The following is a 22,802-nucleotide window of genomic DNA, read 5'->3' on the forward strand; positions in this document are numbered from 1 at the left end:
CCCGATGGTGGATCCTGTGGGCGTTGCTCCTCCTTTGAGAGCGACCATGGACCTGTCTCGGTGGCTCCCCTCGAACCAACCCCCGCCGATCCCGCCTGAGGCCGTCGACTGGAAGGTCCGGGCCGTCGTCGGCCGACAGGGTGCCGCGCAGCTTTGGCTCGACTGCTGGAACGGCGGCGTCGCGGCCGGCCGCATCGAGGGCGTCGTCGGGACGCTCATGGTCGTTTTCGGGGTCTCGATCGTCGTCGTGTTCCTGATCCTCGGCACCCGGTGGGCCATCGGCCAGAGGGACCGCAGATGACTCGCTTTCGACTCGCCTTGAGTTGCCTCGCCCTGGCCTTCGTCCCGATGGTCGCGAGGGCCCAGCCTCCGAACTTCGGCGGGGAGATCGCGACCCGCTCGACGACCTATCAGGGCGTCCGCGCCAACGCCCCCACCGACCCGAGGAACCACACGCGGAACCTGAACCCCAACCTCCAAGGCTGGGGTGGATGCGTCCCGTCCGCCACGCGGACCGCGGCCCTCGACTCGGGCATCCCTCGCGATCAGGTCGACGCCTACTGGGCCCTCGCCCAGCGACGGGTCGGGGTCGGCGGAACCGACCCCGGTCTCCAGGCGTCGATGCTCCACGAGTCGATGCCGGACCAGAATTGGATCAGCTACGTCGGCCCCGACGAGGGGGCGCTCGAGCGACTCTCGGCCAGCGGCCGCCTCGTCTGCTCCACGATGAGCTGGGGCGAGCTCTACGGGAACCGGCTGATCGCCCACTGGGTGAACGTCAACCATATCAACCGCCGGCAGAACCTCGCCTGCTTCGAGGACAACAACGACCCGCCCGGCGTGTACCGGTGGACCACGGCGACCGAGTTCTTCAAGCGGGCCTATTACGGCGGCCAGGCGTGGGTGTTCGCCTTCGAGCAGAAGGCCCGGACGCTCGCCGCCTCGAGCCACTACCTGATCATCCTGGCGGCGGCCCTGCTCCTGCTGGCGACGACCGTCGTGGTCCTGGCGGGCGGCGTGTACGTGTTTCGGATCGCACCTTCGAGGGCCCTCGCATGAGCTTCCGACTCGTCGTGACGATCTTCGCGGCCATCGGGACGTTCGTCGTCCTCGCGGTCGGCGTTGGCGCCGTTGCCGTGATCGCGGTCGTCGAAGGTGTCCGGATTCGTCCGGGGCCGTCCGTCGACCCGTCTGTCTCCCGGGCCCTGGCGGAGTTCAACCGGATCCGGGTCTCGAAGTACCGGCCGGCCCTCAGGATCGACGAGCGGCTGCGAAGGGCCGCCCAGGTCCACGCCGACGCACTCGCCGAGGACGGGGCGAGGCCGCACGAGGGATTCCCCGGCCGGATCTACTCGGAGGGTATCCCGAGGTCGGTCCGGATCAGCGAGGGCGTCTCCTGGGGCACCGACGATCCGGAGAAGGGTATCGCGATCCTCGACTCCTCTCCCGACCCGAACGAGGGCCATCGTCGTGACTTCGAGGATCCGCGGTTCACGCATGTTGGCATCGGCAATCGTGGCAAGTGGTGGGTCGTCGACTACGGCGAAATCCGCCGGGCACGGCCGCCACGTTTCGGAGAGAGCGAATGAGACGCACTGCCTTATCCGTTGCGGTGGCACTGACGCTGTTGGGTTCGACCGCGATGGCGGACGGACTCGGGCGATGGGTGCCATTCACCGCGAACCCGTCGTACGAAGTGTTCGGGGCCGAGGATGCGACCGGCTGGTTCCGGTACACCCAGTCGCGCCTCCGGGCGGTCTCGCAACCGGTGCTCAACCTCGGGGTCAACCTCGCCCCCCAGGCGTCCGGCGGCCCTCGGGAGTCGATCCTGGGGCCGGACGCCGAGGGGGCCCAGATCGTGCTCGACCGGCCCACCGTGGTCGGCGACCCGCCGCCACTATCACCGAAGGCCTCGGTCTCGGCAGCCTCCTCGGACTGCGACGATGGCTCCTGCCAGCGTCACCATCCGCTGGACGATCTCGAGGACGAAGCGACGGAGCTCGAGCGTATGGCGAAGTTCGCCACGTGCGCCAAGGCTATGGCCGTCGTGACAGCCGTCATCCTGTTCGGGTTGCTCGGACTCTCGTTCCTGGCCGGCGTCATCTATCTCCTGCGGAAGCCGCCTCCCCAGTCGCCTCAGATCAGGACTCAAACTTGAGCGAATACATCGCCTACGCGGTCCTCGGGCTGGCCACCCTCGCGGTGTTCGGCGCGTTGGGTCTGCTCCTGTTGCTGTGGCTGCTGGGCCGACGTCGGTCCGCTCCGCAGGCGACCACGCTGTTACCACGGGCCCAGGCCGTCGAGAACGATGACGACTTCTTCGACCGGATCGACACCTCGGCCAACCGCGAGGCCCACCGGATCCTCATCACCCGCACGGCATCGGCCCTCGCGAAGCGTCGCGTGACCGAGCTCGCCGACGCCCTGAAGGATGAGCCGGCCGCGGCCCCTGCCCCACCCCCAAACGCCTGAGGCCCCGCTTGGGGCCGATGACGATCTTCTTGCCACCACTCCTCCAGGAGGCGATTGATGCGTTGGAAGCTAAGCACGGCGACCGTTGACTTCACCCCGCCCGGCACGCCCGTCGTGACGCCGACGACCCCCACCGGGACGGTCCCCGCGAAACAGGATGTCGATGTCACGATCGCATCGGTCGACGGATGGACCGCGAACGTCGCGTTGCCCGCCTACGACCTGAACACGTTCAACAAGCTCCTGGCGATCCGGGCCTACCTGGTCCCGAAGACCCAGACGCCGCCCGCGGACGCGGACACCTACCTGACCCCGCCGTCGTCCGACCAGGCGTTCCCCTACGGAGAGTTCGACGTCTCGCCCTATCAGGGCGGTGTGAACGTGCCGATCGCGCTCCCCCAGGCGATCCCGCCCGTCCCGCACTTCCTCCAGATCCTGCTGGGATTCGACGCCTAACCGATCCACTCACGCCCCCCGTGAGTCTCCCCGTCGTCCGGCCCGTCCGGGCGGCTGGGAGTGACCGACGTTTGGCAATACCTCTTGGATCCCGACGAAGTCCCCCACCACCCGTGTCGAGCCGATCTGATGGCCACTGAAGTCTGGAAAGGCCCCAACGATCTCCGGCCGCTGCTCCGCCCGATCGACCTGCTCCACGAGGATCCGGCGAACACGAACACGCACGACGAGGAGTCGATCCGCCGGATCGCCGCCTCGTACGCGCGGTTCGGCCAACAGAAGCCCGTCGTGGCCGACTCTGGCGGCGTGGTCCGCGCCGGCAACGGCCAGCTCAAGGCGGCGGCCGCCCGGCTCGGCTGGACGCACCTGGCGGTCGTCGAGAGCGACCTCGAGTCCCCCGACCTGGCCGCGTACGCACTCGCCGATAACCGGACCGCCGAGTTCTCGTCCCGCGACGAGCTCAAGGTCGGGGAGCTGCTGCGGTCGCTCGGGTCGGATCCGGACTACCCGCTCGAGGCGACCGGCTACACCGACGAGGAGGTCGATCAGCTCCTCGAGCGGCTCGGCTCGGACCTCGCGGGCGATAGCGACGAGCCTGAGGAGTCGGACGACGACGATGAGGTTGAGTCCTACGTCGTGCGTATCGAGGTCTCCAGGGGCGTCGGTGACGACAAGGACTTCCGACTCGAGCTCGAGTCCTTGTGCAAGGCCTACGGGGCCGAGTTCACAATCAAGCCGAAGGGTTGACCGATGCCGACGATCGAGGATGCGGTACGAGTGCTGAACGAGGCCTACGAGCGTGACCCCGAGGCCGTCGCGAGGCTCGTGACCAGTCGGGTCTCCTGCAACGAACACCTCGCCGATCATCCCCTAATCCTCTCCGGTAAGGACGAGGATCAGCGTTCGGTCGTCGGCATGATCGGGCTCCTGAACGGCATCTTCGGGGACGCGAAACAGGCGGTTGGGGCCAGTTACGAATTCGATGGCGACGGGTCGCTGACGCTGGTTGGGTTCTGCGTTCTCAACCATGCGGTCGAGGTCCCGGACGCCTTCAGCGACAACTGAGACCAGGTGAGCCATGGCCGAGAAGATCGAGGCCTGGGACCAGCAGCCGAACGAGTCGAACCAGGCTTACGCGGCCTTCCGGATCTACCTCGAGCTCGGCCACAGCCGTGCCCTCGTCACCGCGTACCGCAAGGCGACGGGCAAGCCTAACGTCGAACAGGCCTCGGGCCGGTGGCACACCTGGGCCAAGGTCCACAGGTGGGCCGAGCGGTGCCACGCCTTCGACGCACGGATGACGGCCGACCTCCTCCGCGGCGCCGGCATCACGATGGCCGAGCGGTACACCCGGATCCTCCGCGAGACCGCCGACCGCTCGATCGAGGTCGGCGAGAAGATCATGGAGCGTGGTGCCCGCTACCTCGAGTTCCCCACTGCGACCGTCACAAAGAGCGAAGACGGACGGACCACGGTTGTCGAGGCGGCAGGGGCCGAGGTCCACCTCCGCGGCGCGGCCCTGGTCGAGAAGGGACGCAGCCTGATTCTGAACGCCTGCCGCGACGCCCTCGAGCTGCTCCGGAAGATGGACGAGTCGGCCCCCGAGACGGGCGACGTCATGGGCTCGAAGGATCGGGCAGACGCCGAGATGGCGACCTGGCGTGCCGAGAAGCGGAGGGAACTCCTGGAGGTGCCCACGGCGCCGCCCGGCGACGACGATGAGGCGTAACCCGTGGCAACCGCAACCCTGGAAGCGGACGAAGCGGAAGACGCTGTCGACTTCACGTTCGACGCCGATGCCGAGTTTCTTAAATGTTCCGCCGATTGTGCGTACTTCGTCGACACCTATGGGGTGATCGACGACTCGCAGGGGTTGGGAGACGAGCCCACCGGCACGACGCCGTTCAAGCTGTGGGCCTCGCAGGTCCAGCTCCTGTGGGCGTTGATGACCGAACGCCTCGTGGTGATGTTGAAGGCCCGACAGCTCGGCATGAGTTGGGCCGTCTGCGGGTACGTGCTCTGGCGGTGCCTCTTCCATCAGAACCAACTCATCCTGATGTTGTCGAAGGGGCAGCCCGAGGCGAACGAGCTCCTTCGGCGGGTGAAGGCCCTCTACCTCCGACTGCCGGAGTGGCTCCGGGAGCGGCTCCCGCAGATCGCTGACAAGGACAACACTCGCGAGCTCGCCTGGACGAACGACTCCAGGATCTTGAGCCTTCCTCAGACGAAGAACGCGGGGATCTCCCACGCCGCCGCCGTCGTTGTAATGGACGAGGCGGGGCACATGAAATACGGCAAGCAGCTCTTCCTCAACATCAAGCCGACGATCGACGAGGGTGGGCAGCTCATCATGCTGTCGACCGCGAACGGGGTTGGGGACCTCTTCCACTCGATCTGGACTAAGGCCTATGAGGGGGTGAACAACTTCCGGGCCATCTTCCTCCCGTGGTGGGCGAGGCCGGGCCGAGACCGTGCCTTCTACCGCCGGATGGTGGCCGAGGCCGAGGATCCGAAGCTCACCCCGCAGAACTACCCGGCGAACCCGATCGAGGCGTTCCTCGCCAGCGGGAACGCCCGGTTCGACTCCGGATGGATCTCTGCCCAGCACGCGAACATCCGACCGCCGATCCCGCGCGAGGACCTGCCCTCGACGCTCCGGGAGATCGACGGTCTGAAGGTCTGGACGCTCCCCGAGCCGGGCCGGCAATACGTCCTCGGGGCCGACGTCGCCGAAGGCCTAGAGACCGGCGACTACGACGGCTGCCCAGTCTTCGACGCGGATAGCTGGGAGCAGGTGGCCGAGATCCACGGCCACTTCGAGCCGGATGAGTATGCCGATAAGTTGATGGCCGTCTCCGACGCCTACAACTTCGCCGAAGTCGTCGTCGAGCGGAACAACCACGGCCACTCGGTCTTGCTGGCGTTCAAGCTCGCGAAGGATGAGAACGGCGAACCCTGCCCGTTCGAGTCAGTGGCGATCGGCCACGACGACAAGCCGGGCTGGCTGACGAACGTCAAGACGAAGGCGCCGGGGATCGACATGATCGCCGAGTGCCTCCGAGACGGCCTCATCACGATCCGGTCGGCCGCCCTGCTCCACGAGCTCCACACGTACAAGCGGCTCAAGAAGGGCAAGCTCGGGGCGCCATCTGGGTTCCATGACGACCTCGTCATGGGGCTCTGCATCCTCCTCAGCTACCTCCGACTGCGAGGCCAGAGGGGCACCGTTCCGGTGCGTGCTGCGGGTCCGCCGCGTACGCGAACCCAGAATTACCTGGGCTCGCAATGATCGAAAGGTAATCAGAAATGCCGCTTATTGCCAGAGTCGAAACCATCGGGCCGTCCATTGGTGAAGCTATCTGCACCGTGATGGACCGGTCCCCATCGGTGGCCCCGATATGGATCCGAAGGGAACCCGTGGTCCGCATCCAAATCGAATGGCTCGCGGCGGCGCGTAACCTGGGGGTAGGCGACCTCGTCATCGTACATGAGGTCCGCCACCCGAACGGCAACGTGACCTACGTCGCCCAAGTCTGACGGCTCCCCAACCGCCCCGTTCGCCTACTTCGAGGACTCGATGAGCACACCGGCAACGGTCGTCGACGGGACGCCCGTCGTCACCCCGAATCCACGCGAGGAAGTGATCGTCGGCGGACCCTGGGCCGGCGCCCGCTCGGGCGGCGTCATCGTCAGCCGCACCATCGACGAGGTCGTACGACGCTTCGGCATCCGTGTCTATGAGCTCATGCTCTATGACTCGGCCGTCGCCTGTGCGTTCGAGCTCTGGAAGGCCGGCGTGCTCAGCGAAGGTCCGGTGCTGTCGCCGCCCGAGGTGGTGAAGCCGGGCGAGGTCGCATCGAAGCGGAAGCAGAAGGCGGACCAGAAGCTCGCCCAGGAGATCCGCGACCGGGCCAAACAGATGCTCGACGGGCTGGCGGATCCGATCGAGGATGTCCTCGACGACATGCTCCACGCGCACCCGTTCGGTTGCATGCTGGCCGAGCAGGTCTACCAGTGGGGCGAGGGCGACGACTCCGGCAGACAGATGCTCGTCGACCTGGTGCCGAAGCCTTACCGCTCGTGGGCGTTCCGGGTCGATCGCTTCAACCGAATCCAGGCCATCCGGGGATGGACCGGCGACAGTTGGGTGGACTTCGATCGCGAGCACTTCGCGGTCCTGTCGTGGCGTCCCCGGAACCGCGACCCGCGCGGCAGTTCGGGGTTCCGAGCGGCCTATAACCCGTGGAACCTCAAGCTCCAGCAGCAGCCGAAGTTCGCCGACTTCCTGAACGAGCTCGCCGACCCGCTCCTCAAGATCAAGGCCGGCACCGGTGCGACGTCGGTCCGCGAGACCGACCCGTCGACAGGCCGCGTGCGAGTCGTCCCGGTCGAGGATCAGGTCGAGCGGGCCGTCGCCAACATGCGTCACCGACGGGCCCTGATCCTGCCGCCGGGCTATGACGCCGACGTCTTCGGCGGGAAGTCCGAAGGGGGCGTCCATCACGCCGCCTTCGAGCGGTGGGACATGGAAATCTTCCGGGCCATCCTGTTCAACGCCCGGGCCGTCCAGGAAGCCAAGCACGGCTCGAAGGCCGACAGCGAGACGGCGGTTTCGCTCGTCGCCCTATCGTTCCGCCGCGGCCGGATCCCGCTCCAGCGGATGCTCCAGTTCGACGTCCTCAAGCGGTGGGTCACCCTGAACTGGGGCAAGGACGTCGCCGCCCGACTCACTCCGCTCGTGACGTTCGGGTCGGCCGACTCGGTGACGGCCGACCTCCTCAACGCCTATGCGAACGCTTATCAGAAGGGGTTCCTGTTCGAGTCCCAGCTCCCCTTCCTGTACGGCCAACTCGGCCTGCCGGCGGCGTCGGTCGACGAGATCAAGGCCAGGGCTGCGGCGAAGGCGGCGGGAGGGGCGTCGGCCGCGAACACCGAGGCGGATCCGGCCAAGCCCGACCAGGACGACACCGACAAACCCGGGGACGACGAATGAGCCATCCCAAGACGTTCGACCGCGATCGATGCCAACGGCGGAACGCCCACGCCGCCCTGCGGGGGTTCAACGCCGTCCCCTGGAGGTTCTCGGCCAGCCCTCCAGATCTCCCCGAGGGCTCGAGGCTGGTGAGCTCGCGGGGATCGATGCCCTCGAGCGACGCCGACGCGGTCGGCCGGATCAACGCCGCCGTCAAACCGAAGAAGCCCCTCGAGCAGTCGGACGTCCATGTCCACTACCTCGAAGCCGCGAACACGAACTACGTCGCGGACCGCTACATGTTCATTCACAAGTCCACGCTCAAGAACGTCGCCAACCAGGCGGAGCGTGGGTTCGCGTTCATGAACAGCCACGCGACCGGCGGCATCAGCCATGACGCCCAACTCCCGTTCGGCCGGACGTTCGCGGGCCGGTTCGAGACCTGGGAGCAGCCGGACGGCAAGAGGTTCTCGAGGAGCGTCCTCGGGGTCTACATGCTGGCCGGGAATGCGCCGAACGGTGCGAATGGCCCGACCACCGACGACCTATCGGCGTCGATCGACGGGGGTACGGTGTTCGACGTCTCGATCGGGCTCGACTACGGCGAGAACGGCCGGATCGTCTGCGACGTCTGCGGCCACGACAGCGACGCCATCGACGACCAGGGCCGCTACGTCTGCAACCACGTCCCGGGCACGACCCGGAGGATGACATCCGAGCAGGTCCAGGCCCAGAAGGATCGGGGCGTCCCGTCCGGCTACGCGACCGCCTCGTTCGTCGACTGCGGGGCCAGCGAGATCTCCGCCGTGTACGACGGGGCCGTCCCCGGCGCGGGCTTCCAGAAGGCGATCCAGATGGCCCGGATGGGGCGGCTCGATGAGCAGACGCTCTCGCAGGTCCGCCAGTCCTACGCCGAGCTCTTGAAACCTGGCGGGGCCGCCCGCCGCGTCCTGAACCGCGGCCGAAAGGTCGCTCCGCTCCACTCCCAATCGAAAGGGAAACCCATGGCCCTCTCTCTCCGGAAGCTCCTCGGGATCACCGACGTTGACGTCGACCTCGACGATGAGGATCAAATCCAAGACGCGATCGACAGCGCCCCGGCCCGGTCGTCGCGACCGGCCAATCACGCCAATCGAGGCTTGAAGGGCTTCGCCCAGGGATCGGCCGCCGATAGCGAGGCCGAACCTCAACCTGACCCCGAACTCGTCCAGCTCCGCAAAGATCTAGCCGACGAACGTGCGGCCCGCGAGGCCGACAAGCGACTGGCCAAGATCGAGGGGTTCGAGGCTTCGGCCAATGCCACCGTCGCCGAGCTCAAGGCCAAGGACGTACTCACCGCGAACCAGGCGACCCAGTTCTGTTCGGCGCTTCGCCAGGCGGCGATCGACGACCACGACAACCCAGTCAAGGACTTCAGCCGCCTGGCCGCGCTGAAGTCGCTCATGGGTGAGGCGAAGCCGCACGGCAACGCCAATCCGAAGGTCGCGGGCGGCGATCCGCCCGAAGTCCCCAAGACCCTCCAGGTCAACGACCAGGGCGACCGCGAGGATCCTCGCGAGTGGGCCCGCAAGATCAACGACGAGCACTTCGGGGCCTAGGGTCGACGGGGGGTCCGACCGCCCCGCTCTGCCATGATCTGATTCATCCACAACCTCGGAGGGGCGGGGCAACTCGCCTGCATCGCAATGTTTGGCAGGAAGGTCATCGGGACCATCGGGTCCACCATCCAACTCCTCGCCGACGGCAGCGGTCGGCACAAGGTCGGTGGCGTCACCATCGACTGGTCGACCGTCGCGGCCGTCTCCGGCTCGGCGGTCACACTGTACGACGGGGTCGTCATCCCGGTGGGGGCGAAATATCTCCGCTACGGCCAGGTCCTTACCAAGATTACGGCGACTGGCTACTACGGTCCCTACGATCCCACCGCGTCGGACGGCCGCCAGACCCTCGCGAGGGGCGACTGCTACCTCGTGAACAGGACCGTGAACGGCGACGACCCTCGGTCCGATTACCCCGAGGTCATCGACGGAGGCCGGGTCTGGTTCGACCGGCTGATCCAGGCGGGGACGTCGACCCACTCCCTCACACTCGGACCGACCCGGGCCGAGCTCGAGGCGGCATTCCCCACCCTCACGTACGCCACGAACTGATTCGGCCGATCGGCCAAACCTATCACAAACCAATCACGCCCCGCGAGTTGGCCTATCCGCCGGCTCCGGGGCGTGCCCGTTCGTCGGCCGCGCAAGGCCGACCCGACCGACCCATTCTCACGACGAGGTGACGACCCATGATTTTGTCCGACGGGCAAGTGCTCGATTCGGTCCGCTTCAACGCGCTGGTCCAGGACCAGTACACGCGATACCAGCAGTCGCTGCCGCTCCGGTTCCTCGACCGTTGCGAGATCACCCCCGCCGAAGACGACGAGATCACGGCCTACTTCACGGGCTCGGTGTACGTCGCCGACATCATCTCCGACGACAGCGAGGCGGCCACCTACGAGGCCGGCCAGCTCGAATACGTCACGAACGTCATCCCGAACCTGAAGATCGGGCGACGTTTCAGCCAGTCGATGATCAATCGGCTGAACCGCATCCGCCGAAACATGGGCGACGTCAAGGGCGACGTCACCATGTTCACAAACTGGCAAGTGCGCACGGCCCAGGAGTTGATTCGCAGCATCAAGGAGCGGATGAACTCCCTGGTTTGCGGAATGTTGCTCGACTCGGTCACGTACGACCGCCTCGGCATCAAGATCACCGGCTCGTGGGGCATGCCGTCCGACCTGAAGGTGACGGTGTCGACTGCGTGGGCCGACGGCAGCGACGTGCCGAACGTCAATGCCACTCCCGTCACCGACATCCTCACCTTCAAGCAGTACGCGGCCAACACCTACGGCGAGGTGTACGATCGGCTCACGCTGAGCCAGGCGGACTTCATCGCGATGGTCTCGACGACCGAGTTCAAGTCGTTGCTGGCGGGGCTGGTGACCTCGCCGATCGCGACCTCGGGCTGGAACCCTCGCGACGCCCGCATGCCCCAGTTCGCCTCGACACTCCTGAACATGGAGATCGAATTCGAGGATCGACTCATGTTCTCCCAGGGGACCGACGGCAGCCGCTCGAATAGCCGTGTCTTCCCCAAGGGCAAGGTCCTGTTCTCGAACAAGAGCGACGACAAAAACGCGATGGCTTACGACTTCGGTAACGCCATCGTCACCGAGTCGCAGGTCGCGGGCCTTGTCGGAGACCCGGACAACGTCCCCCAGGGCGAGCAGTTCGGGCCGTTCAGCTACTTCACCGGCGTGCCGGACCTCAACCCTCCGCAACTCAAGGCCTGGAGCGTCGCCCGGGGCTTCCCGCGAAAGCTCCGCAAGACTTGCACGGGCGTCCTGACAGTCCGATAAGGCCGTCACGGTCGACTCGCCGTCCCCGTCCGACCCACCACTATCCGAAAGGGAAACGTATGTCGAATCCGCGATTCCAGCGTCGCCGCCGATCCGAGATGGAGGAGATCATCCGGTCCGGCGGCTCCATCATGCACGAGGGGCAGGTCATCACGCGGGTCGAGGACCTGCCCACCGATGCCGACCTCGCCGAGGGCGATCCCGAACTCGAGGCGTCGACCCTCGAGGACATCGACTCGCAGATCGCGAAGCTGAACGCCCAGCGCGATCGGCTCAAGACCCCGGTCGCCGACAGGCCCCCAAAGCCGACCTCGGCCGCCTCGCCCCAAGCGGGCAAGGTCACCCCGCTGGCCGGCAACGCCACGACTCCGTCGGCGACCCCCGCGACCTCCGACAAGGATGCCGCCCGGGCCGCGCTGCTCGCCGGTCAGGAGACCGCCTCCTCGGATGGGGACGCCAAGTAACCACGCCGGGCATCCGCCGGATGCCCGGCCTCCCCCGTCACGGTGAACCCCATGCTCACAAGGCAACAACTCGAGGCGACCCTCGCCGGGACGGGTCGCCTCGCCACCGCGCTCGCGACGCTGGGACGTTCGACCGCCTCCGACGGCACAAATCCGGACCTGAATGACCCGATCGCCTCGGCGCTCGAGGATTACGGGATCCTGCCGGCGGACCGGTCGAACGTGTCAGACGACGACCTGTCCAAGATCGACGACTCGATCCAGGGCCAGTTCGTCGACTGGACCGAGATCCGTGCGCTCGAGGCGTTCGCCAACGACATTGCGTTCAAGCCCCGCTACCAGCAGTGGGACGACTACCGGGTCGACCGCAACAACATGCTCGAGGCGTTGCGGGGCATGATCAAGGATAAGACCCAGCAATTCAACACCCGGCATAACTCGATGGGATCGCTGCGGGCCGTCGCCATCGCGCCGCCCGTCGAGGGGATCCTGACCTCGCACCCGAGGCATGACCGCCGAGGTTACCTCGACGTCCGCGACCTGTAACGGACCGTCCCAAGGCTGCCGACCGAGGCTCCCGGAGTAGCTGAAGTGCCCACGTACTACGTCGCGACGACCGGCAACGACTCGACCGGAAACGGCTCCCAGGCCACGCCCTGGCGGACCATCAACAAGGCGTACCTCGCCGCCGCAAACGGCGACACGATCCTCGTGGCGGATGGGACGTACCAGGAGAACAGCGGAAGTGGCTGGCTCCAGCTCTCCCGCCAGGACGCCGCAATCACGATCGCCGGTCAGAACGGGACGTCGTCGAACGTCACCGTCCAGGGCACCTCCAGCGCCCAGGAGGTGATCTACCAGGGGACGAACCTGACGTTTAAGTACGTGAAGTTTGTCGGACGGGACGGCAACACGACGCGCATCATGCGTTTCAATGGCGGTGGCAGTCTCACCCTCATTGGCTGCACGTTCACCGTCGTGAGCTCAACCGTCCAGACGAATCAGTGCTTCGCCAGCGGCCTGAACACGACGGGGAGCTTCATCGGCTGCACGTTCGACGGCTGCACGTTCAACCAGGTCGGTTCGAACCCGGCGTACGGCATCTACATCCTCTCACTCGGCCCGACGAGCGTCATCGACTCGTTCACGATCAAGAACTGCATCGGGATCGTGAATAAATGCCCGTGCTCTCTCAACAACGCAACGAATGTCAATGTCACCAACAATCTTTGGATCTCGACCGACCCGACCGTCGGTTACGGGCTGATCCTGGGCCAGGATTCGAGCATGAGCGGCTCGAACGTCTACGCGGCGTCGGGCACGATCGCCGGCAATATTATCTGGGCCCAGGGGGGACACGCTTGCCTGATCGGTGCCGGTGTGACGGCCGCGTTGGTTCAAGGAAACATCATCATTGGAGGGTCGAACGCCTCCAATGGTCAGGGACTGGTGATCAAGGAGGGCTCCAACATTGTCGTCAAAGATTGCGCCATCTTCGGCGGGTATCTCAACGGCATGTACATCAAAGGAGCCCAGTCGCCGACACTGTTGAGGAACACGGTCGTCAACCTTTTCGCAACCGCCACCGCATTCCGGGTGAACGCCAACCAGACCGATCCCGGCGCGAATTGGTCGAATGCCTTATGTCAATACAATTATATCATCGCTCCCCTGGGGACTGCGATTTTCATCGGGCTGGCCAACGCCGAAACGGGGTCAAGCTCGGTCATCGACTCGAACGTGTACGACGTCCGCGGGTCGGGGACCTGGGGGACCGTTCGGGGTACGACACTCACGGGGTTCGCGAGCCTGGCAACGGCCTGGACGGGTTACGGGACGGCGGGGAATGACAGCCATAGCCTGGCGGGCGGGTCGGCGAACGCACACGTCTATCGCCACTCCTCGACGACCACGTTCGACGCGGTCACTCCCAAGGTCGGGCCGTTCCTGTACCGGGCCGTCTTCGACCGTGTGGGGAACGTGTGGAACGGCACCGGCTTCGTCCCGTTGGTCGCAGCGAACTGGTATCAATACGTGAATTATCTTGTCGAGGCGACTCCGGGCGGTTACCTGTTCACGGCCCCGGTCTCCCTGAACCTCCCCTCGGGCGATTACCGAGTGACGATCTTCTCCCAGTTGGGTTCCTCCCCTGCACTCGGAGATACGGTACTCACGACCCAGGACCTGACCTGGGACGGAAGCCAGGCGGTGCGGTTCGGCTCGGTCTACTCGCGGCTCGGGACGCCCAGCGGCGGTAGCCTGGCGGCGGACGTCGCGTCGGTGAAGGGGGACACGACGGCCACGACGACGATCGTCCCGGCGATCAAGGCCAAGACCGACAACCTCCCCGCAAGCCCGGCGGCCGTCGGCTCGGCGATGGCGCTGGCCGCCGGCACGATCGGCTCCGCCACCTTCGCCAACGGCACGACCTTGCCCGCCGTCGCCTCGGTCGCGTCGGCGGTAACGTTGCCGGACACGCCCCCCGCGGGATACGCGTCGCCGACCACGGAATCGATCGCGGCGAGCATCCTTGCCGACCCGACGAGGCCGATCGCCACGAACCCCGACGGCCACACGCTCGCCGACATCCAGACCCTGGTCGGATCGAGCGACGCCGCGGCAAGCCTGCTGGGCCAGTGCCTGAGCTCCGTCGGGGGCACCGTCTCCGGGACCAGCCCGACGGGAGCTTCGTTCGAGGCGACGGGCCTGGACCAGCCGAGCGGGTTCTTCGCGAAGCCGGCCTCGCTCCTGGCGTTCACGAGCGGGGTTAACCGCGGAAAAACGGCCAAGGTGACCAGCCATACCAACGTCAACGGCGTGGTTCGGTTCGGATTCGCACTGGGCTTCCCGAAGAATCCGGAGCCCGATGACACCTTCATCCTCATCGGTTACAGCAACTGATGCTGATCTATTATCTCGCGAGCCAATTCTCGGTCGCCCCGATCCCGTCGGGGGCGGACCCGGACTTCGTCGAAGGGTTGAACTCATTCTGCCTGGTCGAGTTCGACGCCAACGCCGAAGGGGCCAGCAAGGGCGAACGCGGCGATCGTCTCGAGGACTGGACGCCGCTCGCCGACCCGTATGCCTACCGGTGCCGACTGGTCCAGGCCCGGAACCCGCGATCACTCCAGCTCGCGGACAAGCCGTCGGAGACGCTCCGGTGGCGGGTGCTGTTCGGGCAGTTCGTGTCGGTCGACATCCGGAATCGGCTCGTAATCATCGATCCCGACGACGGGACGTATCGGTATCTCTACATCCTCGGAAAGATCGTGAACGCACACCAGATGGGTCACCACTGGTACTGCGACGCCATCGAGTACACAAACTGACCGGGGGCGGACCATGGCGACTGATTTCCTGTCCGCGCTCCGCGAGCTCGTCGAAGCGACCCCCGACCTGATCGGCCAGATCCCCGGCGGCTGGCACCTCGACGAAGGGGCGATCGTCGAGGAATACCCCTATGCGGTGGCGAAGCTGCCGAAGTCCCCGCTCAGGCTCGAGACCTCCACCTCGAAGGTCGACGACGCGACCCTCAAGGTGAGGATATACGCCCCCACCACGGGGCCCGCGATGGACGCGGCCAAGACCTTCACCGCGATCCTGGAGGCCGCCCCCGGCCTGTCGTGGCCCGGGGGATGGTCCACGCCCCTCAAGCGTGTCGACCTCAACGAGGGCAAAGGGACCACGCGGCTGCCCGGCAACCGTGGGTTGATCCGATGGGCCGAGCTCTCGTTCCTGGTGCGGATCCGGAGGAACGGTTAAGTGCCCGACAAGACATACGCAATCAATTACAAGTCGGACAACGCCGACTGCCTGTCCAAGACGAACCAACTGATCACGGCGCTCCAGCAGCTCGACGCGGTCGCCACGGCCGTCAAGCCGAAGCTCGCCTCGTACGCCTCGGGATCGAATCGAGGGGCGAACGCGACCGCGAAGGCCGCCCAGGCTCTGGCCCAGGCGCTCCAGCAGATACAGGCGGTGGCCACAGCCTCGAACGCCGCCCTGACGAACCTGGGGGCCGGTTCCGCAAAGAACCTCGGGGCGACTGCGTCGGCGGCCAGGCGGCTCGATGTTTCATTGGGCAGGGTCAACGCAAACCTCGCCACGGCTTCGAAGTCCCTGAACGGATTCGCCGCCGGATCCTCGAACCGGATCAGCGTCGCGGCCACGGAGGCGGGTCGCCTCGCCTCGAACGTGAAGAAGGTCGAGACGTCCGCCAACGGCGCCAAGCAGGCCCTCAACGGGATGGCATCGGCCGCCGGCCAGGTGAACCAGCAGGTGAATGCGTCGAGGCGGTCGGTCGCCTCATTCCTCGAAGTCGCGGCCGGCCTCGCCCTGGTCCGCCAGACGTTCCACGCGGTGATGGAGGCTTCCGCGGAGATCGAAGATCGTTGGAAGAAGCTCGCCCAGGAGGCGGCCGAGTTCCGCGACGACCTCCGCGAGCTCGCGAACATCAAGGGCCAGAACGGGCCGAACAACGCCGTCTATGCGGAGACGCTCCGCCTGGCCCTCGAGACCGGCACCACGCCCGAGCAGGCGATGGAACTGGCCCAGAGCTATGAGAACGTCGGGCCGACGGTCCGCGACAAGGGCCACTACCAGCCGAAGCAAGGGACGCCGGCGGAGCTCGAGCACGCGATCCTCGCGGAGACGGGGCGGACCGCTCGAAGGTTTGGCATCAGCGAAGGCGCGGCCGGCGAGGCCATCGGCACGGCCGGCCTCTTCCACTCGTTCGACTCGAACGAGTCGGCGATGGACCAGCTCGGCATGGCCCTCAGCGGGCTCTCGATGGGCAAGCTCCAATACACCAAGGGTGTGGTGGCGCTCAACAAGGCGGCGGCCAAGCTCGTCGACCCCAGCGACGCCGCCGAGGAGGGGGCGAAGCCGGGTCGGGTCCAGAGCTACGGCGACGCGGGCATCTACCTCGGGGCGATGTCGCTCGGCACGGGCACGGCCGACCAGGCCTATCACCGGATGGTCCAGATCAGCCGAACCCTGAACCCGGTAGACGAGGACAAGCAGAAGGCGCTGGCCGAGGCGGGCATCACCGACAAGATGGACGACCCGGCCCGGCTGATCCAGCTCGGCGACTTCTTCAAGGCAAACCCGAACCTCGACCCCGTCAAGTGGATGACCGAGCGGAACATCGGCTCCGAGGCCACCCGCGAGGCCGTCACCGCCGGCATGAAGGTGTCGGACGTGCTCAAGCAACGCCTCGAGACGGCCCGGGCAAAGCTGAAGGGGAACCAGTTCGGAAAGCAGGTCATCGCGGAGAACGGGGCGGCCCGGGCGAACGAACGGGTGAACGTCAACGCCGAGGCGAGGTCGATCACCGAGGTCGTCGACAAGGCCGAAGGGGCCGGTGTCGAGACCTTCGAGACGGCCAAGAAGTTCGCCGAGGAGCGGATGCGGCTCAACGACTCCGACTACCGCAGCCCGTTCCGGAGAGTGCTCGAACTGGCATCGTCCCCGATCAGTTACGCCGTCTCCGGAGTCGGCGGTTACGACAACACCCGAGAATCGCACGCGATCTACGGGGCCATCCCCAACCTGCGCCGCGAGGCCGAGCGGGTCGGGATCAAGGACCTTGGGAAGCGATTCCCCGGGCTCGGGTCGGGTGATTACGAGACGAGGGCGCAGGCCTTCGAGGCGGCGTCGAGGGAAGTCTCGGCCGCGGGCGGCGACCCCTTGGGCCGGAAGGCTGCCATGGCCGGGGCGTTGCGGAAGGTCGATCAGATCCCAGGTCAGGCCTCGGTCCCCGTCGCCCCTCCGGGCGTCGCGGCGATCCCTGGTGCGACCGTACCCGCAGCCCTGCCCAACCCCGCCGGCGATCAGGTCCAGCGCGAGCAGCTCCGCACGCTCCAACAGATCCGCGACGCCGTGAAGGCACCGGCGGGGCCGAGGGGCGGAGACCCTGCGACTCCCCCGCTCGGCCCCGCTCCCGTCCCAGGCGGCCCCAGGCGGGTCGGCGGATAACCCCAACCACGAGGTCCAACCGATGACCGATCCGACCCCGACGCCCGAGTCGAGGCGTCGCGTCCCGTACCCCCAGGGCGTGCCCGCCGTGCTGTCCGACAAGAGGACATGGATCCTCGCGCACGGCGGCCTCGCCCCGACGCTCCTCAAGACGATCGACCGGCTCTATGACGACCGGGCCATCCGCCACCAGGTCGTCATGGGCGACGTACTCATCGCCGCGTGGGCCCTCCTGCTGGCCAACTACGAGCTCACCGACGAGGAGATCACCACGCTCCTCGAAGGACTGCCCAAGGAGCAGGAGCAGGCCTTGGCCCAGGCGGTGATGGACTCCCTGTTCGGGTCCCAGCGTAACCACCGGACCTATTCCGAGTGGGCCCTCGCGTCGCTCTACGCGGCCGGCATCGAGCCCTCGATCGTTCCGCCCCAACTCCTCCCGGACGTGCTCGACGTGCTGGTTATGAGCCGGCGGACCATCCCCGCGAGCCAGTTCATCAGCTCGAGCGAGGCGGCGGCGAAGCGCTCACGGCTGCTCCAGATGGTGACTCGAAAAGATCCCTGAGGCGTCCGCAGAGACTGATCCCGACCAGGGACACGGCGAGACAAACCCAGGCCCCCTGGATGCTCATGGCCGACCTTAGATGATCGACACCCTCGGCGGCCTTGAGATCCTTGATGCCTTCGAGGTCATTCTGGGATTTCAAGTAGACGATCTGCCTCTTCCGCTCGACGTCCCTGGATCCTTCGTAGAAGGGCGTAGTCGCAATCCATATAAGCGATATTCCGGCAATTACATAGATCATCGTCTCTGTAAACGTCGTTTTCCGGCTTTCCCTGAACATCGTCGATACTCCCGGACTATGCGAGGTGTGGGATCGGGCCAATCTAATCTCAATCCGAGCCAGCCGACAGTGGAAGCGTTTGTTCAGTGATGCCAACAGTTGGGAGTGACCGATGTCGGCCCAGATGAACGCGATCATCCGGGATCTCGAGCAGGTCCCGCATATCTTCGACTTCGACCGGGACGGGTTCGGCGAGGAGGTGGCCGAGGCGACGGCCGCCGCGATCTTCGAGTACATGGACGCCGAGACGAGTCCCGATGGCGGCCAGTGGATCGACCTCGCTCCCGCCTACCAGGCCTGGAAGGAGAGGCACTATCCGGGCCGGAAGATGGGCGAGCTCGAGCTCAAGATGAAGGATCCGATGCAGCTCCGGGGCGAGCCCAACATCACCCCGAACGAGCTCGTCCAGGAGTACGGCACCGACGAGGATGCCAAGCTGGAGGCCGAGTGGTTCCAGGAGGGGAACGAGGAGCAGAACCGCCCTCCCCGGAAGTTCTACGCGCTGAACGACCTGGCGCTCCACGACCTCGGCAATCTGTTCGACCGCCGATTCCAAACGATCCGTTAACCCCACCAGGGAGCCAGACTCATGGCCGATCCGTCGAACCTGTTTATCAGCTATGTCAACACCGCGATCGTCTCGATCTCCGGTGGAGCATCGCTCGCCATCGACGAAGTCACCGACATCGACTTCGACGTGTCCGGCGAGGAAGAGGAGTGGATGGCCGACGGCTCCCTCTTCCCGAAGCTCGTCGTCGCCCAGCGGCAACGTCGGCGAGTGAAAGTCTCGGGCGGCGACGTCCGAAAGCTCCTCAGCCTGCCGTGGAACACGCCGTCCACCTTCACCACCACGCTGAGGGACGCGGTCAACGGGACTAGCAGCGGCGCCCTCAACTTCACCCTCACGCCGTGCGTGGTCATCGGGGCCCCGACGAAGGGGTCGACTGGCAAGTTCGCGACCGGCGAGGTCAACCTCACCGCGTGGGCGCCCGACGGCATGACGGACCCGCTCTCCTACTCGGTCGTCTCCTGATCCTCACACCCCTCGAGGGCGACCGATGCTGGTCATCCCGACGCCGTCCGGCGGCACGTTCGACGGCCTCGACCTCGGCCCGATCTGCGAGGTCGAGGCCTTCGCCAACCCCGTCGCCCGGCAGATCAACCGCTACCCGGGCGTGAACGGGATCGAGGTCCTGAACATGGGCACCCGCGCCGGCGGGGCCGAGGTCGAGGGCGTGCTCTGGGCGCAGGACTTCTTCACCCTCGGGACCCTGTTCGCGAACTTCCGGGAGTACCAGCTCGACGGCGGCGCCTACACGCTCGTCGAGCCGGACGGCACGGTCTGGGAGCTCGCGATCCTCGAGATGTTCCGCCCGATGGGCCGGACTTACTTCGAAGGCGGAGGCGGCGTCGTCCGCCGGTACCACGCCACGTTCCTCATCCTCTGATCCACTGGAGTGCTCTGACCATGTCCGTCCGCGACGATATCAAGTTCACCTGGACCCGCGACAACGCAACCATTTCGGCCCAGCGGACCATCATCACCGACGCCGGTGGTGCGCTCGACCTGGGTGTCCCGAACGGCTCACAGAACCTGCCCGCCGCATTCTCGATCATCTTGGCGGTGGTCAAGTCGATCTTTCTGGTCTGCGACCAGGCCGTTACCCTGAAGGCGGGCGGCCGGAATGCCGTCCAAACGCTCTCGATCTCGGGCACCCCCACTGGCGGCAACATCGCCGCGACCTTCGGCGGCCAGACCGCCACAATCCCGTATAATTCGACGGCGGCACAGGTCCAGACGCTCCTGAGGGCCCTGTCTTCGATCGGGTCCACGGGTGTCGTCTGCACCGGCGGTCCCCTACCCGCCACGCCGGTCGTGATCACGTTCGCCGGAACGCTGGGCGTGCAACCGGTCGCCACGATCACGAAGGTCGACAGCCTCACCGGCGGCACATCACCCGCCTCGACCTTCACTGCCACCACTGCCGGAGCGAATCCCGACACGACGCTCAACGTCAAGGCGAACGTCCCGCTCGCCTGGGATTCCCAGGGCTACTTCGCACAGCCTTTCGCGTCGGACGTGAGTCAGATCAGCCTCACGAACTCGAGCGGCGTTGACTCGACGCTAAAGATCCGAACCGCTTCCTCGGCGTCCTGATATTGTTCGGTACCTCGCTCTCGAGCTTGCATGCCTGCTTTTGGCGACCCCGGATCGCCAACACCAGCGGTTGGAATTTCTCGCACGTCAGGGCTCAGAGCGGGGTTCACCTAGACGCTTGATTTTGTTACGACATCGACCATACACTCTTTATTGAATGCCTCAAGAAGATCGTTGTGCGCGCAGAATCCCGTAGAGAGGATCGATATCGAGTCAATGCCAATCATACTGCCAAATTTGAGCGATACGTTTTGCGTCAACCTCGTTGCCTGTGGAACCATCGAAACTAAAGACCGGAAGGTATTGTCCCTTCTGCACGGGCGTCCACGCAGCCTTGTGACGAATTTCGGTGTCGAAGGTGCCGAATGTTGGGCGTACGCCGGGTTTGGCAGCTCCAATCCGGAGCGTCTCAGCCCGCATTTCCATGTCGAGATTGCTTCCGACCTAGATTTGATCCGAGACTCATTCGAGGGAGACGCTGTTGAGGAGATTGATCAGGACGCATTCCAATCAGCGATAAGTCCCTTCCTGAGGAAAAACATCGAGGTCGATCTCACCGGCATTTTTATACTTCCGACTTCACGGATAGCTAAAAATTCCATCGCCTCAGCCATGGTGAAAAGTCATACAAAAAAGAATTCAGAAGTCAAAACTATAGCATCTGCATTCTTTGCAGAAGATGCAATTATTGAACGTATTCAGTGCATGATTGCTCGCGATGGAAAGCATGCGAAGATTATTATGGAAACCATATTAAATGGAAAAGTGATACCTGATTACTTGGTCGACCTCATGATGTTCTTGGATGTGGCGCTACGTATCCACTTCCTCGGCGAAAGGATCAACGATGCTGCATACTGACAACCCTAAAAGAGCGGCGTTCAAAGCAAAAGCGCAGCCCAATTGGGCGGTCAAAGGAGTTCGTTTCTCAGGCCCGACTGCCGGTGCGCTACATCGCAAGCTTGAGATATTCGGATGCGCTTCATGTGTTTCTGCTAGGCACGCGGATATCGCTTCGGCCGGGTACGAATTCCCCGCATTGCTAGTCGACTTTGATGTGGATAAACAGCCTGTAGGTAAGTCGCAAGAGCCGATGCAACGCAGCCGAAAGTGGACGCAAGTGTCGCTGTCATACGGGTCCACTATCAAAGGCAATGTGCCGAAGATTTCTCGCGATGTCGAATATTTTTGCGACCAGCACAAAATGTCGACGGACACTGTGTTGGCATTTGTGGACGTGATCTCCAAGAACATTTCCATTGTGGGGGAGCCTAGCGTCATCGTTCGTGTTGATCCTGAGGATGATGACACTTATTTGGTGGTTCGCATAAAAGTGAGAGGTTCGTCGGACGAGTTCTTGGAGGAGAAGGATCGCGCCATTGATCTGGCGTTCGACCAATTCGGTTACTCCGTACTCTCCAAGATCAGAATCTTCCCCGAATTTATCGAAGGCCGCTAACAAACAACATGAAAGCACGAGACTTTCTGGCAATCGCGAAAGAGCAACTCAACAAAACCAATCCAGGTCCTGCCGAATATAGGACCTGCGTAAATAGGTCGTATTACGCGATATACAATGAACTTGTAGACTTATTTGTTGGTTTCGGTGTATCTTTATCTCAAAGATCTAATTGCCATTCACAGGTGAACACGCTACTAAACAGTATGGGGGATACCGTTTTTCTTAAAAAATGTTCGGACTACAATGATCTTAAAAACTACAGAACTGTGGCAGACTATGATTTGAGCGATCCCGCCGGTGAAACAAAAAGGCTTGCGGAAACAGCCTTCAAGACCGCCAACTTTCTATGCTCGGCGATCGATGTGTTGAAAAAAGATAGGGCTCGCTTAGGGAGTGTCAAAAGTTCGGTGACAAACGCGGCCAAAAACTTAAGATGAACGTAATACAAGAATATGGACGTCGTTATATTTTTTGCCAATTGCTGTTCTTTGATGACAGATTTGTGAGTGGCATCTACTGTAGCATGTTTTAAAACTTTTTATAATTTTTAGACGATTCGCGGTTTGTAGAATTGGGCGTTGTCCGAGTACAAGGTCT

The 22,802-nt window shown here is 64.6% G+C and carries 27 protein-coding genes; all 27 read left to right on the forward strand.

Annotated features, from left to right (window positions below; genetic code table 11):
• The first annotated feature begins 46 nt into the window (after window positions 1-46).
• The gene (locus ACYOEI_RS34335) at window positions 47-301 is read left to right on the forward strand and encodes a hypothetical protein (protein WP_462854699.1); all 255 of its coding nucleotides are present in this window, start codon (window positions 47-49) and stop codon (window positions 299-301) included.
• Entirely contained in the window at window positions 298-1,059 is a 762-nt protein-coding gene (locus ACYOEI_RS34340) for a hypothetical protein (protein WP_462854701.1), read from the forward strand. The genes ACYOEI_RS34335 and ACYOEI_RS34340 overlap by 4 nt, the downstream gene beginning before the upstream one ends.
• Window positions 1,056-1,589: a CAP domain-containing protein gene (locus ACYOEI_RS34345; RefSeq protein ID WP_462854704.1), complete on the forward strand. Its 534-nt coding sequence runs from the start codon at window positions 1,056-1,058 to the stop codon at window positions 1,587-1,589. Before ACYOEI_RS34340 ends, ACYOEI_RS34345 begins: the two co-directional genes overlap by 4 nt.
• Window positions 1,586-2,158 (forward strand): hypothetical protein, encoded by a 573-nt coding sequence (locus ACYOEI_RS34350; RefSeq protein WP_462854706.1) that lies wholly within the window; start codon window positions 1,586-1,588, stop codon window positions 2,156-2,158. Before ACYOEI_RS34345 ends, ACYOEI_RS34350 begins: the two co-directional genes overlap by 4 nt.
• Window positions 2,155-2,472 (forward strand): hypothetical protein, encoded by a 318-nt coding sequence (locus tag ACYOEI_RS34355; protein WP_462854709.1) that lies wholly within the window; start codon window positions 2,155-2,157, stop codon window positions 2,470-2,472. The genes ACYOEI_RS34350 and ACYOEI_RS34355 overlap by 4 nt, the downstream gene beginning before the upstream one ends.
• A 57-nt stretch (window positions 2,473-2,529) precedes the next feature.
• Window positions 2,530-2,928, forward strand: a complete 399-nt coding sequence (locus ACYOEI_RS34360; protein WP_462854711.1) for a hypothetical protein — start codon at window positions 2,530-2,532, stop codon at window positions 2,926-2,928.
• Window positions 2,929-3,057: 129 nt separating this feature from the next.
• Window positions 3,058-3,675 carry a ParB N-terminal domain-containing protein gene (locus tag ACYOEI_RS34365; RefSeq protein WP_462854714.1) on the forward strand — a complete coding sequence of 206 codons (618 nt, stop codon included), beginning with the start codon at window positions 3,058-3,060 and terminating at the stop codon, window positions 3,673-3,675.
• A 3-nt stretch (window positions 3,676-3,678) separates the two neighbouring features.
• Complete coding sequence (locus ACYOEI_RS34370; protein WP_462854716.1) at window positions 3,679-3,993, forward strand: hypothetical protein; 315 nt, start codon at window positions 3,679-3,681, stop codon at window positions 3,991-3,993.
• Between the two features lie 13 nt (window positions 3,994-4,006).
• Window positions 4,007-4,657, forward strand: coding sequence for a hypothetical protein (locus ACYOEI_RS34375; RefSeq protein ID WP_462854718.1), 651 nt, complete (start codon window positions 4,007-4,009; stop codon window positions 4,655-4,657).
• Window positions 4,658-4,660: 3 nt separating this feature from the next.
• Entirely contained in the window at window positions 4,661-6,217 is a 1,557-nt protein-coding gene (locus tag ACYOEI_RS34380; RefSeq protein ID WP_462854720.1) for a terminase large subunit, read from the forward strand.
• Between the two features lie 288 nt (window positions 6,218-6,505).
• The gene (locus ACYOEI_RS34385) at window positions 6,506-7,921 is read left to right on the forward strand and encodes a phage portal protein family protein (protein WP_462854721.1); all 1,416 of its coding nucleotides are present in this window, start codon (window positions 6,506-6,508) and stop codon (window positions 7,919-7,921) included.
• Entirely contained in the window at window positions 7,918-9,498 is a 1,581-nt protein-coding gene (locus ACYOEI_RS34390) for a hypothetical protein (protein ID WP_462854724.1), read from the forward strand. The genes ACYOEI_RS34385 and ACYOEI_RS34390 overlap by 4 nt, the downstream gene beginning before the upstream one ends.
• A gap of 87 nt (window positions 9,499-9,585) precedes the next feature.
• Window positions 9,586-10,050: a head decoration protein gene (locus ACYOEI_RS34395; RefSeq protein WP_462854726.1), complete on the forward strand. Its 465-nt coding sequence runs from the start codon at window positions 9,586-9,588 to the stop codon at window positions 10,048-10,050.
• 137 nt (window positions 10,051-10,187) lie between these two features.
• Entirely contained in the window at window positions 10,188-11,303 is a 1,116-nt protein-coding gene (locus tag ACYOEI_RS34400; RefSeq protein ID WP_462854729.1) for a hypothetical protein, read from the forward strand.
• Between the two features lie 59 nt (window positions 11,304-11,362).
• The gene (locus ACYOEI_RS34405) at window positions 11,363-11,767 is read left to right on the forward strand and encodes a hypothetical protein (protein WP_462854730.1); all 405 of its coding nucleotides are present in this window, start codon (window positions 11,363-11,365) and stop codon (window positions 11,765-11,767) included.
• Between the two features lie 51 nt (window positions 11,768-11,818).
• Window positions 11,819-12,313, forward strand: coding sequence for a hypothetical protein (locus ACYOEI_RS34410; protein WP_462854731.1), 495 nt, complete (start codon window positions 11,819-11,821; stop codon window positions 12,311-12,313).
• Between the two features lie 45 nt (window positions 12,314-12,358).
• On the forward strand, window positions 12,359-14,668 hold the full coding sequence (locus tag ACYOEI_RS34415; protein WP_462854733.1) for a DUF1565 domain-containing protein: 2,310 nt from the start codon (window positions 12,359-12,361) through the stop codon (window positions 14,666-14,668).
• The gene (locus ACYOEI_RS34420; RefSeq protein WP_462854735.1) at window positions 14,668-15,096 is read left to right on the forward strand and encodes a hypothetical protein; all 429 of its coding nucleotides are present in this window, start codon (window positions 14,668-14,670) and stop codon (window positions 15,094-15,096) included. Before ACYOEI_RS34415 ends, ACYOEI_RS34420 begins: the two co-directional genes overlap by 1 nt.
• Before the next feature lie 13 nt (window positions 15,097-15,109).
• Window positions 15,110-15,529 carry a hypothetical protein gene (locus ACYOEI_RS34425; RefSeq protein WP_462854736.1) on the forward strand — a complete coding sequence of 140 codons (420 nt, stop codon included), beginning with the start codon at window positions 15,110-15,112 and terminating at the stop codon, window positions 15,527-15,529.
• Window positions 15,530-17,743, forward strand: a complete 2,214-nt coding sequence (locus ACYOEI_RS34430) for a hypothetical protein (RefSeq protein WP_462854738.1) — start codon at window positions 15,530-15,532, stop codon at window positions 17,741-17,743.
• 22 nt (window positions 17,744-17,765) lie between these two features.
• Window positions 17,766-18,305, forward strand: coding sequence for a hypothetical protein (locus tag ACYOEI_RS34435; RefSeq protein ID WP_462854739.1), 540 nt, complete (start codon window positions 17,766-17,768; stop codon window positions 18,303-18,305).
• A gap of 392 nt (window positions 18,306-18,697) precedes the next feature.
• Entirely contained in the window at window positions 18,698-19,153 is a 456-nt protein-coding gene (locus tag ACYOEI_RS34440) for a hypothetical protein (protein WP_462854741.1), read from the forward strand.
• Window positions 19,154-19,174: 21 nt separating this feature from the next.
• Window positions 19,175-19,618 carry a hypothetical protein gene (locus tag ACYOEI_RS34445; protein WP_462854742.1) on the forward strand — a complete coding sequence of 148 codons (444 nt, stop codon included), beginning with the start codon at window positions 19,175-19,177 and terminating at the stop codon, window positions 19,616-19,618.
• 25 nt (window positions 19,619-19,643) lie between these two features.
• Entirely contained in the window at window positions 19,644-20,033 is a 390-nt protein-coding gene (locus ACYOEI_RS34450) for a hypothetical protein (RefSeq protein WP_462854743.1), read from the forward strand.
• A 20-nt stretch (window positions 20,034-20,053) separates the two neighbouring features.
• Window positions 20,054-20,743, forward strand: coding sequence for a hypothetical protein (locus tag ACYOEI_RS34455; protein WP_462854744.1), 690 nt, complete (start codon window positions 20,054-20,056; stop codon window positions 20,741-20,743).
• A 216-nt stretch (window positions 20,744-20,959) separates the two neighbouring features.
• Window positions 20,960-21,604 (forward strand): hypothetical protein, encoded by a 645-nt coding sequence (locus tag ACYOEI_RS34460; protein WP_462854746.1) that lies wholly within the window; start codon window positions 20,960-20,962, stop codon window positions 21,602-21,604.
• Window positions 21,591-22,202: a hypothetical protein gene (locus ACYOEI_RS34465; protein WP_462854748.1), complete on the forward strand. Its 612-nt coding sequence runs from the start codon at window positions 21,591-21,593 to the stop codon at window positions 22,200-22,202. The genes ACYOEI_RS34460 and ACYOEI_RS34465 overlap by 14 nt, the downstream gene beginning before the upstream one ends.
• Window positions 22,203-22,802: the final 600 nt, after the last annotated feature.

The organism is Singulisphaera rosea, from assembly GCF_054877945.1.

Coding starts and splice junctions, on each gene's coding strand:
- ACYOEI_RS34335 (WP_462854699.1), top strand. CDS start 47: ATGGACCTGTCTCGGTGGCTCCCCTCGAACCAACCCCCGCCGATCCCG.
- ACYOEI_RS34340 (WP_462854701.1), top strand. CDS start 298: ATGACTCGCTTTCGACTCGCCTTGAGTTGCCTCGCCCTGGCCTTCGTC.
- ACYOEI_RS34345 (WP_462854704.1), top strand. CDS start 1,056: ATGAGCTTCCGACTCGTCGTGACGATCTTCGCGGCCATCGGGACGTTC.
- ACYOEI_RS34350 (WP_462854706.1), top strand. CDS start 1,586: ATGAGACGCACTGCCTTATCCGTTGCGGTGGCACTGACGCTGTTGGGT.
- ACYOEI_RS34360 (WP_462854711.1), top strand. CDS start 2,530: ATGCGTTGGAAGCTAAGCACGGCGACCGTTGACTTCACCCCGCCCGGC.
- ACYOEI_RS34365 (WP_462854714.1), top strand. CDS start 3,058: ATGGCCACTGAAGTCTGGAAAGGCCCCAACGATCTCCGGCCGCTGCTC.
- ACYOEI_RS34370 (WP_462854716.1), top strand. CDS start 3,679: ATGCCGACGATCGAGGATGCGGTACGAGTGCTGAACGAGGCCTACGAG.
- ACYOEI_RS34375 (WP_462854718.1), top strand. CDS start 4,007: ATGGCCGAGAAGATCGAGGCCTGGGACCAGCAGCCGAACGAGTCGAAC.
- ACYOEI_RS34385 (WP_462854721.1), top strand. CDS start 6,506: ATGAGCACACCGGCAACGGTCGTCGACGGGACGCCCGTCGTCACCCCG.
- ACYOEI_RS34390 (WP_462854724.1), top strand. CDS start 7,918: ATGAGCCATCCCAAGACGTTCGACCGCGATCGATGCCAACGGCGGAAC.
- ACYOEI_RS34395 (WP_462854726.1), top strand. CDS start 9,586: ATGTTTGGCAGGAAGGTCATCGGGACCATCGGGTCCACCATCCAACTC.
- ACYOEI_RS34400 (WP_462854729.1), top strand. CDS start 10,188: ATGATTTTGTCCGACGGGCAAGTGCTCGATTCGGTCCGCTTCAACGCG.
- ACYOEI_RS34405 (WP_462854730.1), top strand. CDS start 11,363: ATGTCGAATCCGCGATTCCAGCGTCGCCGCCGATCCGAGATGGAGGAG.
- ACYOEI_RS34410 (WP_462854731.1), top strand. CDS start 11,819: ATGCTCACAAGGCAACAACTCGAGGCGACCCTCGCCGGGACGGGTCGC.
- ACYOEI_RS34420 (WP_462854735.1), top strand. CDS start 14,668: ATGCTGATCTATTATCTCGCGAGCCAATTCTCGGTCGCCCCGATCCCG.
- ACYOEI_RS34425 (WP_462854736.1), top strand. CDS start 15,110: ATGGCGACTGATTTCCTGTCCGCGCTCCGCGAGCTCGTCGAAGCGACC.
- ACYOEI_RS34435 (WP_462854739.1), top strand. CDS start 17,766: ATGACCGATCCGACCCCGACGCCCGAGTCGAGGCGTCGCGTCCCGTAC.
- ACYOEI_RS34440 (WP_462854741.1), top strand. CDS start 18,698: ATGTCGGCCCAGATGAACGCGATCATCCGGGATCTCGAGCAGGTCCCG.
- ACYOEI_RS34445 (WP_462854742.1), top strand. CDS start 19,175: ATGGCCGATCCGTCGAACCTGTTTATCAGCTATGTCAACACCGCGATC.
- ACYOEI_RS34450 (WP_462854743.1), top strand. CDS start 19,644: ATGCTGGTCATCCCGACGCCGTCCGGCGGCACGTTCGACGGCCTCGAC.
- ACYOEI_RS34455 (WP_462854744.1), top strand. CDS start 20,054: ATGTCCGTCCGCGACGATATCAAGTTCACCTGGACCCGCGACAACGCA.
- ACYOEI_RS34460 (WP_462854746.1), top strand. CDS start 20,960: ATGCCAATCATACTGCCAAATTTGAGCGATACGTTTTGCGTCAACCTC.
- ACYOEI_RS34465 (WP_462854748.1), top strand. CDS start 21,591: ATGCTGCATACTGACAACCCTAAAAGAGCGGCGTTCAAAGCAAAAGCG.